Below are 18,914 nucleotides of genomic sequence, written 5' to 3' on the forward strand. Positions count from 1 at the left end.
GATGAGGACGCGGTCGAGCCCGCCGTCGATGCGCGACGGCCAGATTCCCCATTGATCAAACGGCAGCCGATGCGTGGCCGCGTTCGAAGTTCAGTTGTGCCTGGAGGTCAGGAGATCGGAGGTGCGCGCGGCTGAAAGTGCGGCCGGCCGAATTCGACCGGGGCCGCATAACTGTCGATGCGCCAACGCAGCAGACCGACGGCATCGGGCAACTGCAGCGGCGGCAGCGCCGGTGCCGGCGTCGCCGTATTGACCATCGCCACGACGGCGCAGACCGCGCAAAGGTCCGCGGCCTGATCGGAATCAGGGGCAGAACGAGGTTCATCGCGCGAGGCGTTCTCGACATGCGCCGCGAACGACGCCGTCGCCTGTGCCGATGCGATGGCATGAAAATGCCCGAACGACAGCGCGAACTGGATCGCCAGCGCCAAAAGCGCCAGCCCAGCCCCGTGCCTGATGTTCGAACGAAACCACTTCATGACGACGCCATTCCGCGTCGATGGTCACAACACCGATGGACGGTGCCTGCGACGCGGTGTCGCACATTTTCGAAAACGTGTCAGCCTGTCAATCCGCATTGCTGGGCAATGCGATCAATTTCCAGCCGTCTGGGGCGATTGGGCAACGTCGCGACTTGCGGCGTTCTTTCGTGGTGGCCGTGAAGCACTCGTTATGAAAATAGGGGCCCGGCTCGCGCCAGGCCCCCATCCCTCACTCCACGATCGCGGTGACGACGCCGGCACCGACGGTGCGGTTGCCTTCCCGGATCGCAAAGCGCGACCGCTCCTCGAGCGCGATCGGCTTGTTGAGCTCGATCGTGAACTCGGCGCTGTCGCCCGGCATCACCATCTCGGCGCCATCGGCGAGCTGGACGGTGCCGGTGACGTCGGCGGTCCGGAAGTAGAACTGCGGACGATAATTGGCGAAGAACGGCGTGTGCCGTCCGCCTTCGTCCTTTGTCAGCACATACACTTCCGCGCGGAAGGTCCGGTGCGGCGACGCACCGCCCGGGTGCGACAGCACCTGACCGCGCTGCACGAGAGCCTTGTCGATCCCGCGCAGCAGGCAGCCGACATTGTCGCCGGCCTGCCCCTGGTCGAGGATCTTCCGGTAGCTCTTCGATGCTGGTCACGACCGACTTGCGGGTCTCGCCGAGGCCGACGATCTCGACCTCGTCGCCGAGCCTGATCGTGCCGCGCTCGACCAGCCCGGTCACCACAGTGCCGCGTCCTGCGATCGACTGCACGCCCTCGATCGGCATCAGGAACGGACGATCCTTCGGCCGCTCGGGCAGCTCGATAGTGCTGTCGAGCGCCTCGAACAGTTTCAGGATCGCCTGATCCGCCAGCGGACCGCGCTCGCCGCGCAGCGCCGCCATCGCCGCACCGCGCACGACCGGCGCGTTGTCGCCGTCATACTGGTACTTCGACAGCAGATCGCGCACCTCGATCTCGACGAGATCGACGAGCTCCGGATCGTCAGCGACATCGCACTTGTTCTGGAACACCACGATGCGCGGCACGCCGATCTGGCGCGCGAGCAGGATGTGCTCGCGCGTCTGCGGCATCGGTCCGTCGACGGCGGAGACGACCAGGATCGCACCGTCCATCTGCGCTGCGCCCGTGATCATGTTCTTCACATAATCGGCGTGGCCCGGGCAGTCGACGTGCGAGTAGTGACGCGCCGCTGTCGAGAACTCGACGTGGCTCGTCGCAATGGTCAGGATCTTCGTGTCGTCACGCGTACCTTGCGCTGCCGACGCCCTGGCAACGTCCTGATAGGAGACGAACGCGCCCCAGCCGTGATCGGCTGAAACCTTCGTCATCGCTGCCGTCAGCGTCGTCTTGCCATGATCCACGTGGCCGATCGTGCCAACATTGCAGTTGGGCTTGAGGCGGATGAACTTCTCTTTGGCCATGGGACACCTGTGGTGTTCGAGCTCCCGTGCTGGGTTTGCACGACTCGAGGCACCGCGAGAGCTCGTTCGGCGCCCGGAGCCGCTTCCGCTCCGGGCTGCCTTCCAATGTCAGGTGTGACGTGAGGTCAGGTCCAAAGCAGAATAGCGGCGGCTGAGGGCAATAGCCCTCCCGTCATCAGCATCGATGCTTGCTGTGATCGCCGCATGTGGAAACCTGGGTCGCTCGCTCAAGAAAAGGAGGCGTGTACATAAGGGGTGGCCGCGCGATTGGCAAGAGGCGGTCGTGTTGCCGGGGAGCGGTACGCTGGCATTGTCGGCCTCCGGCGCGTATAGTTTGCGGGCACAAATGACGGTCTCCGGAATGTCGATCTTCGCAAGCAAAACCGGTCTCGCAATCATCGCGGCGGCGCTGTGTCTCGGCGGCCAGCAAGCGCATGCCCAGGCCGGCCCGGTGCGCTATTGGACGCCGGGGTCGCTGTTCGGCTTCGGTGGCAGCCTGGCCGACGGCCAGAAGGCGGACACCTACGGCAACTTTCCGGGCTTCGACGCCGCCAGCGCGCAGGGCGGTGACTTCTCGTATCTGAACGGCCGTCCGGACGGCTGGTTCATCGGCGGCGAAGGCGGCCGCGCCAGCTGGAGCGCGCTCGGCCAATCGGCGGCGTTCGGCTCGCTCGAATATCAGGGCGCGCAGTTCGGCTACAACTTCAAGGGCGTCGGCAATACACCCGTGACGTTCTTCGCCGGCTTCGACACGTTGAAATACAATCCGCCCGGCGCCGGCGGGCCGTTGGCGCCGTTCAGCGGCAATCCCGGCGTCAACGCCGGCTATTCGGCGCGCGCGGGCCTGGAGTTCCGCCCCAGTTCAAATGTCACCCTGTCGTTCGGGGCCGGTTTCACCCAGCAAGGGACGGAGCGGATGGACAGCGACATCCATTCGCAGCTGCTGCCTGGCCAGTCGCCGGTTCTGTTCGGCGGCCGCTAGCGCATTCTCGCGCAGATCGGGCGGATAGCGCATCAGCGCAAGACCGGAGCGCTGCGGTCCTGATCCAACCAGAGCCGAGAAGGCTCGAGATCAAGAGCACAGCCGGGATCGAAAACATGGACATGCAGGGCAAGATCGCGCTCGTCACCGCCGCAGCGTCGGGCGCCGGCCGCGCCGGGGCGCGCATCCTCGCGCGCGAGGGCGCATCCGTTGCGGTGGTCGATCAGAACGAGGCCGGCGCGAAGGCGGTGGTCGACGAGATCAGGAAGGGCGGCGGCCGCGCGCTGGCGCTGACCGGCGATCTCCGCGACGACGGCTTTTCGCGCGAGATCGTCGCTGCGACGGTGGAGGAATTCGGCGCGCTCGACTGCGTCTGGAACCATCTCGGCATTCCCGGTCCGTCCGTGATCGACGACATGGAGGGTTGGGACCTCAGCGTCGGCCTCAATCTGCGCTCGCAGCTGATCACCACCAACGCGGCGCTCGCGCAGATGACGGCGCGGCGCAAGGGCAGCATCCTGTTCACGGCATCGACCTCGGGGCTGACAGGCTCGCCGTGGAGCCCGACCTATTCGGCGGCCAAGGCCGGCGTGATCGGCCTGGCGCGGGCGCTCGCCAAGCGCCACGCCAAGGACGGCGTGCGCGTCAATGCGATCTGTCCCGGTGCGATCGACACGCCGATGCTGCGGGTGTTCGTCAACCGGCCGGACCAGCCGGGTCACAACGAGGCCGATCCGGAGGAACTGATCAAGGCCGCCGTGACCCGCAATCCGATGGGCCGCGCCGCGCGCCCCGAGGAGATCGCGGAGGTCGCGGTGTTCCTGCTGTCGGACAAGGCGTCGTTCGTCACCGGCATCGCGATGCCGGTCGACGGCGGGACGCTGGCGTAGGATTCCGCATCGCTCGTCAGGGCCACGATAGGTTGAATAGTTTCCGCGAAGGAAGTGCGCTCCCTCTCCCGCTTGCGGGGGAGGGCGGGGGTGGGGGTGTTTCCGCGATCGATGCTCTCTATGGGGAGAGAACCCCCACCCGGATCGCATCTGTCGATGCGATCCGACCTCCCCCGCAAGCGGGAGAGGTGCAGCGAGTTCGCGTCGCCACGCCGCTTGACCAGACTTTCATAATACTCAGAACTTCGCCCTGATGCCGGCATAGGCGGCGAGCGGCATGCCGGGCACGAAGGTGCGCGGATCGCTCAGTTGCGCCATCAGGTTGGTGACTCCAGGCGTGGCGCTGGCAAAGCCGCCGGTCTGATAGAACGCGCCACTCAGATAGCAGTGCTGGTTGAACACGTTGTTGATCAGGCCGAACACCTCGATGTTCTTTGTGATCTGATATGAGGTGTGCAGATTGACGACCGAATAGGCCGGCACCTTCGGGCTCTGGTTGGTGTCGTCGTGGATGATCCACTGGCTGCCCACGACGTTGAGGTCGGCGCCGATCTTCCACGCGTCAGTGACGTTGTACTCGACGCCGGCCTTGAAGCGGTGCGCGGGAATGCCCGGGATGTGGTCGCCCGGCTTGACGTTGACAAACGAGACGTCGTCGTTGTTCGGGTCGGTCTGGGCGTTCGGATTGTTCGGCGAGAACAGCGTGATCGCGCTTCGATAGGTCGCGTCGACATAGGTGTAGTTGGCGTAGGCGTTCCAGCTGTTGTAGCGGTATTCGAGCTTGGCCTCGATGCCCTGCCGCAGGGTCTGGCCGGCATTCTGGAAGAAGCCGAAATTGTTGACGCCGAGCGGGCTTGCCACCTGGATAATGTCGTCGTCGGACAAGGTGCGGAACACGCCGAGGCCCCAGCTCAGCACGCCGGTCCTGGCGTCGCGGCCCCAGCCGCCGCGCAGGCCGGCCTCGACGGTGTGCGCCACCACCTGCTTGAGCGGCGGATCGGCCACCAGGAAGGTGTCGATCATGCAGGGATGGTTGGGATCGGAGCAGCCGAGCTCCAGCGGCGTCGGCGCGCGGTTGGCTTCCGAATAGCCGGCATAGGCGGTGAGGTTCGGGGTGATCTTGTAGGTGCCGCCGATCACCGAGTTGAATCGCTGGAAGCGGTTGCTGCTGTTGAGCAGGTCGTTTGTGCCGGTCTGGTCCTGCAGGTCGATCTGGGCATAGTTGAATCGTCCACCGGCGGTGACCGAGAATTTGTTCGTCACATCGAACGTGTCGGTGAGGTAGACGCCGGTATAGGTGTTGGTGGCGCGCAGGTCGACCGGGCTGAGACCGGCGTCGGGCTGGTTGATGAAGACCCCGGTGCCCGTCACGAACAGATTCTGGTCGACGGTACCGAGTTCGCTGGTCGCCGTGAATTTTGTGTTGCCGTGGTCGACGCTGACGCCCATCACGACGTGGTTGTCATGCCCGAACAGCTTGTCGGTGTTGGTCAACTGGGCTGTACCGCCGAAGCTGTTGGTGGCGACCCGGTTGCGGTCGATCTCGCCAAGGAAAGCGGTGCCCAGCGTGTTCGGAACGGTACCGTCCGCCGGGCCGAAAATCGGAAGGCCGTCGCCGATGCACAAATTGGTGGGATCGTCGCACGGCGCGACGTCGGTGCCATTGCCGTCGACATGGGACTGCCGGAAGCCGCGGAAGTAGGCGTTGCCCTGGAATGACCATGTGTCCGAAAAATTGTGGTTCAGCGTCGCGTTGACGAAGGCGAGCTGAAGCTTCGTCGACTGCGGCCAGGTGTAGACGCTCGACCAGCGCTGATTGAGCATCTCGACCGGCGTGGCCGCGACGTTGCCGAGCAGATTGCTGGCGCCGGTGAAATTGACGTGGAATTCGGTGTCATCGTTGCGCGCGCCGATGTCGACATACATGCGGTTGACGTGCGACGAATTGGCGTAGTCGCGCCAGCCGCGGTCATAGGCGGATTCGAACGCCGCATAGGCGGAGATGTTGTCCTTCTGGCCGCCGGCCTGCACGCTGCCCTGCACGCGGCCGTAGGAGCCGCCGAACGCTTCGGCCTCGACACCCTGATAGGTGAAGCCGTTCTTCATCTGGATGCTGAGTGCGCCACCGATCGCGTTGAGGCCGAACACGGGGTTGTTGGGAACCAGCGAAACCCGGTCGATGGCCTTTTCCGGGATGAAATCCCAGTTGACCACGTCGCCCCAGGATTCGTTGATGCGGACGCCGTTCTGATAGACCGCGATGCCCTGTGGCGTTCCCTGAACCGGCGAGGCGACGAAGCCGCGGTAGTCGAGAGTGCGCTGGAACGGATTGCCGGTCTGGTCGGTCAGGGTGACGCCGGGCAGCTTGCGATTCACCGAGTCGAGAAAGTTTGTCGAATAGTTGTGGCTGAAATCCGCCGAGGTCAGCACCTCGGTGTTGGACGGGATCTTGTCGCGGTCGAGCAGGCTCGCGTCGCGGTCGGAGACGCCCGGAACGCCGGCGCCGCCCTCGGGCGCCGCCGCGGTCTGCACCGGCGCGGCCCGTGTTCGTGTGGTTCGCGATGTCCGTATCACCGGCCGGGCCGCCGGCTTGGCGCTGCGCGTGCCGGATAGCGGCGAGGGGGCAATTACGGTGACTGGTGGCAGCTCGGTCGGGGCGGGTGCGGGGGTCTGGGCGTAAACAACGGTCAGCGGCGCCGCAGCGCCGATCGCCGTGAGCACGGCCGCGGCGCCACGTGTGTGTACCGAAGAAGACAGAAATCGTGTTGCCGTACGCAACAACACACCAGCCATGACCCCCACCCCAAAGTCGCGGTTCGACTTTTATCCCCGACGAACCTTGGTTTTAAGACTGCGGGAGCGCTAAGGCTTTGGCAAACAAGATGTGTCCCGGAGGACCGGGATTCTTTTCCAGATATGTTCGGGACAAATTCCCGATGCCGGTGGACGGCCGCGCGAATCCGATACGGGGCGGTGATACTGGGCGGCTTTACGCAGGTTTGTGCCTAAGAGACGGGCATTCCCGCCTCTTAGGCAACGGTATCGTGTCTAGTCCTTGAACTCGCAGCCGAGGCGCTGCAAGGCCTCGTCGACCCAGCGGCGGTCGCTGGTGCCGGCCAGGATTTGCTGGATCGCCTTCTCCTCGGTGGCCTTCTTGGCCTCGGTCAGCTTGCAGATGGCCTCGGCGTCGTCATAGGGCACGCAGAGCACGCCGTCGTCGTCGGCCACGATGAGGTCGCCGGGCTCGACGATCATGCCGTCGATCGAGATGGCGCAATTGATCTCGCCCGGGCCGTCCTTGTAGGGGCCGCGATGCGCGACGCCGGCGGCAAACACCGGGAACGCACCAGCGCGGATCGCGCCGGCATCGCGGATCGAGCCGTCGATCACGAAGCCCGCGACGCCCTTCTTCTCGGCCAAGGTCGACATGATCTCGCCGATGATGGCGTTGACCAGGACGCCGCCGGCGTCGACGACGATGACGTCGCCCGGCTGGGCGAGATCGATCGCCTTGTGCACCATCAGATTGTCGCCGGGCCGGGTCTTGACGGTCAGCGCCGGGCCGCCGAGCCAGCCGCCGGCATGCATCGGCCGCAGCCGGTTGGTGCCCGCGATCCGCGACATCGAATCGCTGATATTGGCGACTGGCAGCGGGCGGTAGCGCGCGACGAGGTCAGGCGAGACTTTCCGCTTCGCCTTGTGAATTGCAAATCCTATGGCCATCGGTTTTCTCCGGTTTGTTGGCGGCGCGATCGCTTAATGCGCGCGGCGGTCGAGATGGGCGTTGAGGCGGGGATAGACACGGCGGGCATTGCCTTCAAAGATCTTGGCCTTGTCCGCCGCGCTCAGCGGCAACGCGTCGATATAGCGGCGGGTGTCGTCGAAGTGATGCCCGGTCTCCGGGTCGATGCCGCGGACCGCGCCGACCATCTCCGACGCGAACAGGATGTTCTCGGCCGGGATTACCCGGGTCAACAGCTCGATGCCGGGTAGGTGATAGACGCAGGTGTCGAAGAACACGTTCTTCAACAGATGCTCGGACAGCGGCGGCAGCTTCATGTCCTGCGCGAGGCCACGGTAGCGGCCCCAGTGATAGGGCACCGCGCCGCCGCCATGCGGGATGATGAACCGCAGGGTCGGGAAGCGCTTGAAGATGTCCGAGGTCAGGAACTGCATGAAGGCGGTGGTGTCGCCGTTGAGGTAATGCGCGCCGGTGCCGTGGAAGCAGGGATTGCAGGACGAAGAGACATGGACCATGGCTGGCACGTCGAGCTCGACCATCTTCTCATACAGCGGATACCACCATTCGTCTGATAGCGGCGGATCGCACCAGTAGCCGCCGGCGGGATCTGGATTGAGGTTGCAGCCGACGAAGCCGAGCTGCGTCACGCAGCGCTCCAGCTCCTCGATGCAGTTCGCAGGTTTCACGCCCGGGCTCTGCGGCAGCTGGCAGACGGGAACGAAGTTCTGCGGGAACAGCGTGCAGACCCGATGCACGAGGTCGTTGCAGATCGTGGTCCATTCCCGGCTGGTTGCTTCCTTGCCGACATGATGCGCCATGCCGGCGGCGCGCGGTGAGAAGATGGTGACGTCGGTGCCGCGCTCCCTCTGCAAGCGGAGCTGCGCGCCCTCGACGCTGTCGCGGATCTCATCGTCGGTGATGCCGAGGTTGGTGGTGAGCGGGCGGCGCGATCTGTCGGCGAGGCCGGCGAGCTGCTTGTCGCGAAATATCTGCAGCTTGGCCGGCTCCGTGGTGTAGTGGCCGTGACAATCGATGATCATGGTTGCTTCCTTACAAGGTTGTCAGTGTGCGACGGATGACGGGATGGCTCCCGTCAATTCCGCCTCGCGCGGTTTGACGCGCATGGTGGCGGCGATGGCGGAGGCTATGAGCAGGAAGCCGGCGATGCCGACCAATGCCCAGGAGAAGCTTCCGGTGGAGTCCTTGATCAGGCCGATGCACCAGGGGCCGATCAGCCCGCCGAACTGCGCCAGCGTGTTGACCATGGCGATCGAGGCGGCGCCGGCGGCGCCCGTCAGCAGCGAGGCGTTGATGCTCCAGAACAGCGGGTTGCCGGCGTTCAGGCTGAAGCCGACGATGCAAAGGAACACGAAGGCCAGCACCGGGCTCGAGACACAGGCGCTGCCGAGCATCGCGATCGCCGCAAGCAGATAGACGGCCGCGAGATGAAACTTGCGATCGCCTGTTTTGTCCGAGCTGCGGCTGACCACGATGGTGCCGATGACGCCGAGCAGCGGCGGGATCGCCGAGAGAAAGCCGACCTGAATGTTGCTGAGATTGCCCATGCCCTTGATGATCTGCGGCAGCCACAGCAACAGGCCATAGATGCCGACCAGCGCGCAGCCGAACAGCGCCGCCAGCAGCCAGATCCTGATATCGATGATACATTCGATCAACCTGTGCTGCCCTTGTTGTTCGATCTCGGCCCGCTCGGCGGCGAGCTCGCCCTCCAGCCAGGCGGCCTGCTCCTTGCTCAGCCAGCTCGCCTTGGCCGGGCGGTCGGTCAGATAATAGAGCGTGAAGAGGCCGAGCAGAATGGTCGGCACGCCCTCGGCAATGAACATCCATTGCCAGCCATGCAGGCCGGCGGCGCCGTCGAAGAAGGTCATGATGCTGGTCGAGATCGGCCCGCCCAAGACTGCCGAGAACGAGCCGGCGATGATGTATCCGGCCACGGCGCGGGCGCGATAGCGCGGGGGGAACCAGTAGGTCAGATAGAGCACCACGCCGGGCATGAAGCCGGCTTCCGCGACGCCGAGGCCGAACCGCATCACATAGAGGCTGAGCGGATTCCAGACAAAGGCGGTCAGCGTCGCAACAAGGCCCCAGCTGATCAGGATGCGCGCCAGCCAGATCCGCGCCCCGAGCCAGTGCAGCATCAGGTTGCTCGGGACCTCGAGCACCATGTAGCCGAGGAAGAAGATGCTGGCGGCAAAGCCGAAGATCGCGGGGCTGAGGCCGAGGTCCTTGTTCATCGTCAGCCCGGCGTAACCGAGATTGATGCGGTCGAGATAGTTGAAGAACATCATCGCGAACAGGATCGGGATCAGCCGCCAGTAGACGCGGCGGATGGTTTGCTGTTCGAGTTCTTTGACGGATGCTCCGGCCATAAAAATCCTCCCGTTCGTTGTGATGGCGTTCATTGGGTCGCGACGCCATTTCGGATGTTGTTGGGGACGGCCTCTCGTTCGGGAGGCAGCCGTTCGGCTCCGTCCGGAGCCGGGCCTGCCGCCATCGTTCTGAGGTCGATGCCCTGCTGTTCGGGCAGCATCAATGCCGCGCAAAAGGCGGCCGCGTAGCCGCAGATGGCGCAGATCGCCATTGCGTCGCCGAGATGCATCCGCGTCGACAGGATGCCGACGCTCGCCGGCACGATCGAGCCGAGGCCGCGTCCAGCGCTGAGCGCAAAGCCGGCGCCGTTGGCGCGGATGTTGGTCGGAAACAGCTCGGCAAAGGTCGGCATCAGGCCGGAGGCGAGGCCGGCCTGCAGCGCGCCGAGGAAAAATCCGAGGATGATGGTGATGCCCTGGCCGATCGGCGCCTGGGTATAGACCGTGACGTTCAGCGCCTGGCAGAGCAGGAACAGCATGAAGCCCTTGCGGCGGCCGATGCGGTCGGCGATCAGGCCGAAGGCGATCGGTCCGACGAACGATCCGAAGATGTTGACGGCGAGATAGCCGGCGGTGTGCATGACGGGCAGATGCAGCCCGGTCTGCAGATAGGTCGGCAGCCAGGTGATCATCACATAGGCCGCACCTAACGTGCCCGTGGTGAAGAAGGTCGCGACCAGCGTCTTGAACAGATGCTCGCCGGTGAAGATGGTCCAGAAGCTGTGCGTCGACGAGGCGCCGCGTTGCGCCTTCTCCTCGACGAAGATTGCGGATTCCGGCACGAAGCGGCGGACGAAGAAGACGAGCAACGCGGGGAGGATTCCGATCGCGAAGAACACGCGCCAGGCCATGTCCTGCGACAGCCAGCCGAAGATGACGGGAAATGCCGCTACCGACAGCGCGTTGCCGACGGCATATCCGCTCTGGATCGCGGCGGCGACGCGGCCGCGCATCCCGGCCGAGACCACTTCGGCCACCAGCACAGCGCCGACCGCGGCCTCGCCGCCATAGCCCATGCCCTGGACGGCGCGCGCGACCAGCAGATACCAGAAGCCGTCGGCGAAGGCGGCGGCAAATGTCGAGATTGCGACCAGCAGGATGGTGAATTGCAGCACCCGCACCCGGCCGAACCGGTCGGCGGCAATGCCGGCGATCCAGCCGCCCGCGGCAGTGCCGATCAGCGAGCTTGATGCAAGAATCCCGGCGTCCGGCCGCGACAGGCTCAGCGTCGCGATCAGTGCCGGCGTCACCAGCGCGTAGATCGTCGTGTCCATCGAATCGAGCGCAAGTCCGCCGAAGGCGGCGAAGAATGTCTTGCGTTCGACGGCGGACAGCTTGGACAGCCACCCCAGATTCATGTTCGCTTCCCCCTGATGATCTCGGCCTCTTGTTGTAGGGCCGTTGCTGCGAGATTTAAGGCGGATCGAGCGCCGCCGGATTGACGACGTTGGCGCGATCGATGTCGCCGCGCGTTAGCACCGCTGCGATGTTGCGCGCGGCCTCGACGCCGGTCCGTGTGATCGACGCGCCGGTTTGGGCTGCGATATGCGGCGTCACGATCAGGTTCGGCGCCTGCAGGATCGGCCTGTCCTTGGCCGGCGGCTCTTGCGCCAGCGTGTCGAGGCCGGCGCCGGCGAGATGTCCGCTGCTGAGTGCCGCGCATAGTGCGTCCTCGTCGACCAGTGCGCCGCGCGCGGTGTTGATCAGGATGGCGCCGGACTTCATGGCGTTGAGGCGCGCGGCATCGATCATGCCGCGGGTCGCATCGGTCAGCGGCGCGTGCAGACTCACGATATCGGAGACCGCGAGCAGCTCAGTGAGATCGGCGGCCTCGCGCGCCAGCGCTGGGTCGACCCGGCCCTTGCTCCGGCCGAGCGCGACGACGGTCATGCCGAGCGCCGCCGCTGTACGCGCGACGTGGCGGGCGATGCGGCCGAAGCCGACAAGGCCGAGGGTGCGCCCACGGATTTCGCGGCCGCGATAGGTGGCGCGGTCCCAGGCGCCGGAATGGGTTCGTTCGTTGAGGCTGACGACGTCGCGCCCGAGCGCGAGGATCAGCGCGATGGTGTGCTCGGCGACCGCGGGCGCGTTGGCATCGCCCGCCACCATCACCAGCACGCGCTGCCTGGTTGCGGCATCGATGTCGACGCTGTCGACGCCGGCGCCGTGCTTTGCGATCACGCGCAGATGCGGATTGCTGGCAATGACGGCGGAGGAGAATACCGGATTGCCGCGCATCAGGATCGCCTGCGTCGGCGCTGTTGCCATCTCGTGCGTGAGGCGTTCAGGCGTGACCGCATCGCGCATCAGCACGACATCAGCGCCGATCTCGCTGAGGATTTTGACGGCTGCGGGGGCGAGGTTGTCGCCGGTGACCAGGACACGAAACGAAGCGGTCATGGCCTATCGCCTGCTGCGATATTGCATGGCTGCCCCGCTACGTGCGCCGCGCCATACTGCAAGAACCTGACGCATTTTTCGCGCTTCTCCCTTCTTCTCCCTTGGAGCATTGCTGATTTCGCGCGAAGATCGGGAAACGGCCCCGTGAGGTCAAATTTTGTTGACCCCCCACTTATAGGGAAACGGAATAAGCGATGGATTACAGGCAGCTTCGTTACTTCATCGCGGTGGCCGAAGAATTGAGCTTCAGTCGCGCCGCGAAGCGTTTGCATGTCAGCCAGCCGCCGCTGAGCACGCAGATCAAGGCGATGGAGGCGGAGCTCGGGACGCGCCTGCTAGCACGGACGCGACGTGCGGTGGAACTCACGCAGGCGGGGCAATTGCTGCTGGAACATGCGCGGCGCGCGGTCAGCGAGCTCGATCTGGCGTCGGAGACGGTTCGCCGTGCAGCGCGCGGCGAGGCCGGCATGATCCGCGTCGGCTTCACCGGTTCGGTGCCTATGCTCGACATGTTCGCCGAACTGTTCCGCAGCTTTCGCGCCAGCTATCCGCGGGTGAAGATCGAGCTCCGGCACATGTCGACGGCGACGCAGCTGCGGGCGCTCGCCGACGCCGAGCTCGATGTCGCGATCATGCGGCCGCCGCTCGATTTCAGGCCGGCGGCCGATTTGCAGGTCCATGTGGTGTGGCGCGACCGGCTGATGGTGTTCCTGCCGCTGGATCATCCGCTGGCCGGCGCCAAAGGTGCGCTCGAGATGGCCGATCTCGCCGATCACGAATTCGTCGGAATGGCCGAGAGCGGCTGCGGCGTCGGCGATCAGGCCGCGATGCTGTGCCGGCGGGCGGGCTTTGCCCCGCGCGTGGTGCAGGAGGCGCATGAACTGCGTACCGTGCTGAGCCTGGTCGCGGCCGGGATCGGGCTTTCGATCCTGCCGTCCTGCTACCAGCAGGCCGGCGTCATGAATGTGGTGGCGAAGCCGCTGGACACGCCGGATGCGGAGAGCCGCATGCTGGTGGCGATGCGCGCGAACGCCTCGCTGCTGCCGCGCCGCTTCGTCGAATGCGCATTGCAGGCGGCGTCGCGCAGTGCACCGCCGCTCGTCCCCGAGGTCGCCGCGGCGGGCCGTTGATCGCGCTCCAGCGAGCACGCGCGCGCTGCTTCCCGCGTGAGATTGCGGCGGCGCGCGCACCCCATACTTTCGTCGGCAGTAGTCTGCCGGAATGCAGTCTGGCGCTGCTCTTGCATAGCTGAATGGCAGGAGCTGGGGCGCCGATTCGCCGCGTTCTCGCCTGCGACCGCAATGTCGCGGGCGAACTGGAGTGATGCGCGCCCGCAGCGGGATCGAAATCTGCGGAGACGACACCATGCACGCCATCACGCGTGCGGCACTGCTGCTTGGGACGATGTGGCTGACATCGCCGTCCCTGGCGCGCGACGATGGCCGCTACGCCAATTCACCATTAAAACCCTGGTTTGAAAGCCTGCACAGTGGTTACGGACAATGCTGCTCGGATGCCGACGGCTATGTGGTCGCCGATCCCGATTGGGAGTCGGATCACGGCCATTATCGCGTCCACATCGACGATGAATGGGTCGTGGTGCCGAACGAAGCCGTGATCACCGAGCCGAACAAGATTGGGCGCACCATGGTGTGGAAGCACTATATCGACGGCCACCCGCGGGTGCGCTGCTTCATGCCGGGCAGCATGACCTGAGCGATCGTCTCACGCGGGCGCGCGGCCGGTGAGAAAGCGCGTGATCACGCCGCCGAGCCGGGCGTGCTCGAGCGGCGCGGCGAGTGACGCCTTGGCGGTTTCGACCACGGCATCCGGCGCGAGGCCGCGGCGCAGGTCGCACAGCGCATCGGCGTAGTCGGTGGTGAATTCCGGATGCGGCTGCACCGACAGCGTGGTGCCGTTGGCATAGAGCAGCCCGGCATGCGGCGTGAAGTCTGATGACATGATGGTGCGTGCGGAGGCCGGCGGGGTGATCACCTGATCCTGATGCGAGCAGGCCGCGGCGATCGTCTCGCCCGCGATCAGCCCGTTGTTCGGTGCCAGCCGATAGACGTGGCGGCCGATGCCCCAGCCCTTCTCCGACTTGCGCACGGTGCCGCCGAGCGCCTGTGCGATCAGCTGATGGCCGAAGCAGACGCCGACCATCGGAACGCGCTGGTCGTGCGCCGCACGCACAAAGGATTCGAGCGGCGCGATCCAGTCGACATCGTCATAGACGCCGGCCGACGATCCCGTGATCAGGATCGCATCCAGCGCCGCCGGCTCCGGCAGCGCCTCGCCGTTGGCGACGCTCACGACGTCGCAGGCAACAGAGGGATCGGCGGCAGCGACCATCCGCTGGAACATCTGCGGATAGCTGCCGTGGCGCTTGCGGAATTGCGGACTGACGAGCCCGGTTTCGATGATGGTGATGCGGGGCATGGGATGCGCGAATGAATAAGCGGGGACGCCCCAGCCTTTACTCCGAAAGCGCTGTTGGCCACAAGCTGCGGCCGGCGGCCGCCGATCAATTGCGGGGCGTTGCCGCAGTTTCGATCGTGGCGGTGCGCTGCGCCGCCGGCGTCACACTCGTGCTGACGATCACGGGCTCAGTGCGGTAGCGCGGCAGCTGATCCTCGAGCGAATAGCCGACGCAGAGCGCGAGGCTCGACCACACCGCCATACTGAAATACAGCGACATCCAGGCGATCTCCTCGCGCCACTCGGCGATGTCGTGGGTCACGACCCAGCGCCGGCTGACGTCGCGCAGCCCCTCGAGCGGGTGCAGCAGCGTGCCGCCGGCGGCGAGATTGGCGCGCCAGCGGTTCAGATACATCGGGACGTCGACGGTCATCAGGAAGGCGAGGAAGGCGGCGATGCCGACGATCGCGACGATGAAGGCCCAGCGCACCGGGCCATGAAACTCGGGCAGCAGCCGGCACAGCGCAATCCCGACCAGGAAGAACACCACGGCCCAGATCGAGTTCTCGATCGCGTTGCAGAGATAATGGGTGGTCAGCACCGCATACCAGGAGAAGCATTCCGCGATCACGATCAGCGGCACGATGATCCAGGCGATGGTCACGGTGGTCTCGGCGCCGGTCATGGTGCCGAGCTGATACAGCACGATCGCCCATTGCGCGGCGAAGCAGACCTCGGCGACGGTGGCGACGGTGCGGCCGACCACGACGCTCGACAGCCAGGTGTCGACCAGGCAGATGCGCTGCACGTCGGCGCGCGGCAGCACCGAGCGGAACGCGCAGCCGAACACGTAGGCGGCGCAGAGCAGCAGCATCAACCCGATGCCGGAGGTGTTGCTCAGGCTGCCATTGGCCTGCTCGTGGAACTGGCGGTAAAGCGCGAACCACACCGCGATGTTGGCGGCGCTGACGAGGCTCAACAGGCCCCACCACCGGATCACTGGATTCGACCAAGCCAGCGAAACCGGCCGTGCCCGCCACTCCATGCTCATTCACCGCTCCGCGTTTAACCGAATTGACATTTGGATGTATTAATTCTGTCACAGGCGGCCGGGAATCACGACTAAAAAATGCGTGTGGCGCGGGCAGGCTCCAATTGTGACAGCGCGATTTGTGACAGTGAGATTTGTGACAGCGGGGCGTGGTGCGCGCCGCGGAATGACGATGCAGAAAGTGCTCGCTGCCTTGCCTAGCGCTCAACCGCGCAGCGCGGTCTCTGGAATGGTGCGGCGGACCACTTCGCGCATCGCGAAGCTGGAATGGATGCGCGCCACACCGGGCATCCGCGACAGATGCTGCTTGTGGATGCGCTCGAAGTCGGCGATGTCGCGGGCGATGACCTGCAGATGATAATCGTCGCTGCCCGACATCAGATGGCATGACACGACGTCGGGGCACCGCGCGATCGCGGCCTCGAATGCCGCCAGATAGTCCTCGCTCTGCCTCTCCAGCGTGATGGTCACGACGACCGTTGTCACAAGTCCCAGCGCGCTCGGCTCGAGATCGACGCGGTAACCGCGGATCACGCCGATCTCCTCGAGATGGCGGATGCGCCGCGCGCAGGCGGTCGGCGATAGCCCGACCTTTTCCGCAAGCTCGATCTGGCTCGCGCGGGCATCAGTGACCAGCTCGCCGAGGATTCTGAGGTCGATACGATCGAGACCGTCCACGCAGTTTTCCTTCAAGATCTGTGCCTACGACGAAGGATATGAGCGTATCTGGATGCACACAAGCCGGAATTCGCTGAGAAACGCCGTGTGACGGGGAATACGCTCGAGGCTGGCGGAAGCGAACCATTCAAGGAGCGGACCATGCGCATCGGCGTGCCCAAGGAGATCAAGGTCGAGGAATATCGGGTCGGGCTCACGCCCGCCTCGGTGCGGGAATATGCGGCGCATGGACATGAGGTGGTGGTGCAGCGCGGCGCCGGCGACGGCATCGGTGCCGGCGACGACGTCTACACGCAGGCCGGCGCGCGGATCGCCGATACCGCCGACGAGGTGTTTGCCGTCGCCGACATGATCGTGAAGGTGAAGGAGCCGCAGCCGGCCGAATGGGCCCGGCTGCGCGAGGGACAGATCCTCTTCACCTATCTGCATCTTGCGGCCGACGTCCCGCAGACCAAGGGCCTGCTCGCTTCCGGCTGCACGGCGATCGCCTATGAGACCGTGACGGATGCGCATGGCGGGCTGCCGCTGCTGGCGCCGATGAGCGAGGTCGCCGGCCGGCTCGCGATCGAGGCCGCGGGCGCTGCGCTGCGCAAATCCGCCGACGGCATGGGTAAGCTGCTTGGCGGCGTGCCGGGCGTTCCGCCGGCAAGGGTTGCGATCATCGGCGGCGGCGTGGTCGGTACCCATGCGGCGCGGATGGCCGCCGGGCTCGGCAGCGACGTCACCATCCTCGACCGCTCATTGCCGCGGCTCCGCGCGCTCGACGATCTTTTCATCGGCCGTGTCCGCACCCGCTACGCCACGCTGGAGGCGATCGAGCAGGAGATCATCGCCGCCGACGTCGTGATCGGCGCGGTGCTGGTCCCTGGCGCCAGCGCGCCCAAGCTCGTCTCGCGCGCGCAGCTCGCCAGCATGAAGCGCCGGGCGGTGCTGGTCGACGTCGCGATCGACCAGGGCGGCTGCTTCGAGACCTCGAAGCCGACCACGCACCAGGCGCCGACCTATCTGGTCGACGACATCGTGCATTACTGTGTCGCCAACATGCCGGGCGCGGTGCCGGTTACCTCGAGCCACGCGCTCAACCACGCCACTTTGCCGTTCGGCCTGGCGCTGGCATCGAAGGGACTGCGCGCGCTGGTCGAGGATCCGCACCTGCGCGCCGGCCTCAACGTGCATCGCGGCCGCATCACCAACCGCGCCGTGGCCGAGAGCCAGCATCTGTCGGTTGTGATGCCGGAGGAGGCGCTGGCGTCGTAGCGGTTAAGGCCCAGCTCCTTCACTTAACTCCGTCATGCCCGGCCTCGTGCCGGGCATCCACGTCTTTGCTTCGACCCGCGAGAATAGACGTGGATGGCCGGGACAAGCCCGGCCATGACGAAATTGAGGCATCGTAGCCCCGATGAAGCGAAATGAAATCCGGGGCCGATCTCTCCGCGGAGGGACTGGCCCCGGATTTCGCTTTCGCTCCATCCGGGCTACGGTTCTGTCACCCGCACGCGTTTAGCGTCCTGAGAGGTCATTTCTCAACGAATCCTGGCCTGGCTTCATCTGCCAGTTTCTTCAGCCGGCTCTGCATGACTTCAATGATGCGCGCGCGCTTTGCCGCGATTCGTTCGATTGGTCCGCCGATGCCGATCGCGAGCGGAGCGCGTCTCTTGGGTAGAGGTACAAGCATGCCTATTGTGTTTGCGCCCGGCGTCGTGCGGCCGCTCGACTCGGAAAAGCCGCGGCGGCGAATGCGCTCGACCTCTTCGAGAAAGGTCGACTCGCGAACGCGCGCCGACTGACTCGGCTCCTCAGCGTTATTGCGACGGATGATGCCGCGAATTTTGGTGTTTGGCATTTGGCTCAGCAGCACGTGTCCGAGCGCGGTACGAACCATCGGTCGTATTTGACCGGCATGTGCAATGAACTGAAGCTGATAGCCGCCGCGTACGACGTGTAGATACTGCATCCCGGCGGCGCCTGCCTGTTGTCTAAGCATCACGGTTTCGCCGCCAGTCGCGGTCCAGAGTTCCTCCATCAGATCGGTGAGCTTTGTGTCACGGAACGGAGAACGACGGATCCAATCACCAAGCAGATTGACCCGGTAGCTAGGGATGAAACGCCGGGTCTGTCGGTCGTATTCAAGGTAGTTCAATTCAACGAGACTGCTAAGCAACACCGATGTGCTCGATTGGGGCATCTCCAACGCGGAAGATATTTCAGTCACGGAAGCAGCCCGCTTTGTTTCCCGAAAGAATTCCAGAACTGCAAACGTCCGCATGGCCGATTTGACAATGGCCGTCTTATTCGAGTTCGGCATGGCTGTCTCCGCGGCGGGTCAACTACCGCACCTCCATCACATATGTGATGTTAGGACGAAACTGCTTCACTTGACGACAACTTTGGCACAGATTGGCGCCAATAAGATCAAGCCGTATGGAAACGCAGAGAGCAGGGGAA

The 18,914-nt window shown here is 65.1% G+C and carries 16 protein-coding genes and 1 pseudogene; 5 read left to right on the forward strand and 12 right to left on the reverse strand.

The features are described 5' to 3' along the window. Window positions 1-107: 107 nt before the first annotated feature. Window positions 108-431 (reverse strand): DUF2946 family protein, encoded by a 324-nt coding sequence (locus tag HAP54_RS20835; protein ID WP_224741850.1) that lies wholly within the window; start codon window positions 429-431, stop codon window positions 108-110. A 280-nt stretch (window positions 432-711) separates the two neighbouring features. Next, a pseudogene (gene tuf / locus HAP54_RS20840) lies at window positions 712-1,918 on the reverse strand (elongation factor Tu). Window positions 1,919-2,279: 361 nt separating this feature from the next. Here tuf and HAP54_RS20845 point away from each other — a divergent pair. Both HAP54_RS20845 and HAP54_RS20850 read left to right on the forward strand, forming a co-directional pair. Continuing rightward, window positions 2,280-2,900 (forward strand): hypothetical protein, encoded by a 621-nt coding sequence (locus HAP54_RS20845; RefSeq protein WP_166308180.1) that lies wholly within the window; start codon window positions 2,280-2,282, stop codon window positions 2,898-2,900. A 116-nt stretch (window positions 2,901-3,016) separates the two neighbouring features. Then, complete coding sequence (locus HAP54_RS20850; protein ID WP_166303402.1) at window positions 3,017-3,790, forward strand: SDR family NAD(P)-dependent oxidoreductase; 774 nt, start codon at window positions 3,017-3,019, stop codon at window positions 3,788-3,790. A gap of 237 nt (window positions 3,791-4,027) precedes the next feature. On the opposite strand, the gene HAP54_RS20855 is transcribed toward HAP54_RS20850, so the two are convergent. The 6 genes from HAP54_RS20855 to HAP54_RS20880 form a co-directional block, all read right to left on the reverse strand. After that, window positions 4,028-6,322 carry a TonB-dependent receptor gene (locus HAP54_RS20855; RefSeq protein WP_414646226.1) on the reverse strand — a complete coding sequence of 765 codons (2,295 nt, stop codon included), beginning with the start codon at window positions 6,320-6,322 and terminating at the stop codon, window positions 4,028-4,030. Between the two features lie 516 nt (window positions 6,323-6,838). Further along, on the reverse strand, window positions 6,839-7,513 hold the full coding sequence (locus HAP54_RS20860; RefSeq protein WP_166303404.1) for an RraA family protein: 675 nt from the start codon (window positions 7,511-7,513) through the stop codon (window positions 6,839-6,841). Window positions 7,514-7,546: 33 nt separating this feature from the next. Then, a complete protein-coding gene (locus tag HAP54_RS20865; protein ID WP_166303407.1) occupies window positions 7,547-8,572 on the reverse strand; it encodes an amidohydrolase family protein in 1,026 nt (341 codons plus the stop codon). Between the two features lie 21 nt (window positions 8,573-8,593). Continuing rightward, a complete protein-coding gene (locus HAP54_RS20870) occupies window positions 8,594-9,922 on the reverse strand; it encodes an MFS transporter (RefSeq protein ID WP_166303410.1) in 1,329 nt (442 codons plus the stop codon). Between the two features lie 29 nt (window positions 9,923-9,951). Continuing rightward, window positions 9,952-11,280, reverse strand: a complete 1,329-nt coding sequence (locus HAP54_RS20875) for an MFS transporter (RefSeq protein WP_166303413.1) — start codon at window positions 11,278-11,280, stop codon at window positions 9,952-9,954. Between the two features lie 55 nt (window positions 11,281-11,335). Beyond that, a complete protein-coding gene (locus HAP54_RS20880; protein WP_166303415.1) occupies window positions 11,336-12,322 on the reverse strand; it encodes a hydroxyacid dehydrogenase in 987 nt (328 codons plus the stop codon). A gap of 194 nt (window positions 12,323-12,516) precedes the next feature. Between HAP54_RS20880 and HAP54_RS20885 the strand changes: the two genes are divergently transcribed. Continuing rightward, a complete protein-coding gene (locus HAP54_RS20885) occupies window positions 12,517-13,452 on the forward strand; it encodes a LysR substrate-binding domain-containing protein (RefSeq protein ID WP_166303418.1) in 936 nt (311 codons plus the stop codon). Between the two features lie 235 nt (window positions 13,453-13,687). Continuing rightward, window positions 13,688-14,038: a hypothetical protein gene (locus tag HAP54_RS20890; RefSeq protein WP_166308186.1), complete on the forward strand. Its 351-nt coding sequence runs from the start codon at window positions 13,688-13,690 to the stop codon at window positions 14,036-14,038. A 9-nt stretch (window positions 14,039-14,047) separates the two neighbouring features. Here the strand turns inward: HAP54_RS20890 and HAP54_RS20895 are convergent, their stop codons facing one another. From HAP54_RS20895 to HAP54_RS20905, 3 genes are all read right to left on the reverse strand, one after another. Then, window positions 14,048-14,761, reverse strand: coding sequence for a type 1 glutamine amidotransferase (locus tag HAP54_RS20895; protein WP_166303421.1), 714 nt, complete (start codon window positions 14,759-14,761; stop codon window positions 14,048-14,050). An 85-nt stretch (window positions 14,762-14,846) separates the two neighbouring features. Continuing rightward, entirely contained in the window at window positions 14,847-15,785 is a 939-nt protein-coding gene (locus HAP54_RS20900) for a hypothetical protein (protein WP_224742055.1), read from the reverse strand. 210 nt (window positions 15,786-15,995) lie between these two features. Further along, window positions 15,996-16,484: an Lrp/AsnC family transcriptional regulator gene (locus tag HAP54_RS20905; RefSeq protein ID WP_166303427.1), complete on the reverse strand. Its 489-nt coding sequence runs from the start codon at window positions 16,482-16,484 to the stop codon at window positions 15,996-15,998. Between the two features lie 126 nt (window positions 16,485-16,610). On the opposite strand from HAP54_RS20905, the gene ald reads away from it, so the two are divergent. After that, complete coding sequence (gene ald / locus HAP54_RS20910; protein WP_166303430.1) at window positions 16,611-17,726, forward strand: alanine dehydrogenase; 1,116 nt, start codon at window positions 16,611-16,613, stop codon at window positions 17,724-17,726. Between the two features lie 259 nt (window positions 17,727-17,985). Here ald and HAP54_RS20915 read toward each other — a convergent pair whose 3' ends face one another. Continuing rightward, complete coding sequence (locus tag HAP54_RS20915) at window positions 17,986-18,774, reverse strand: IclR family transcriptional regulator (RefSeq protein ID WP_166303433.1); 789 nt, start codon at window positions 18,772-18,774, stop codon at window positions 17,986-17,988. Window positions 18,775-18,914: the final 140 nt, after the last annotated feature.

This window comes from Bradyrhizobium sp. 2S1 (assembly GCF_011516625.5).
GTDB lineage: Bacteria > Pseudomonadota > Alphaproteobacteria > Rhizobiales > Xanthobacteraceae > Bradyrhizobium > Bradyrhizobium septentrionale.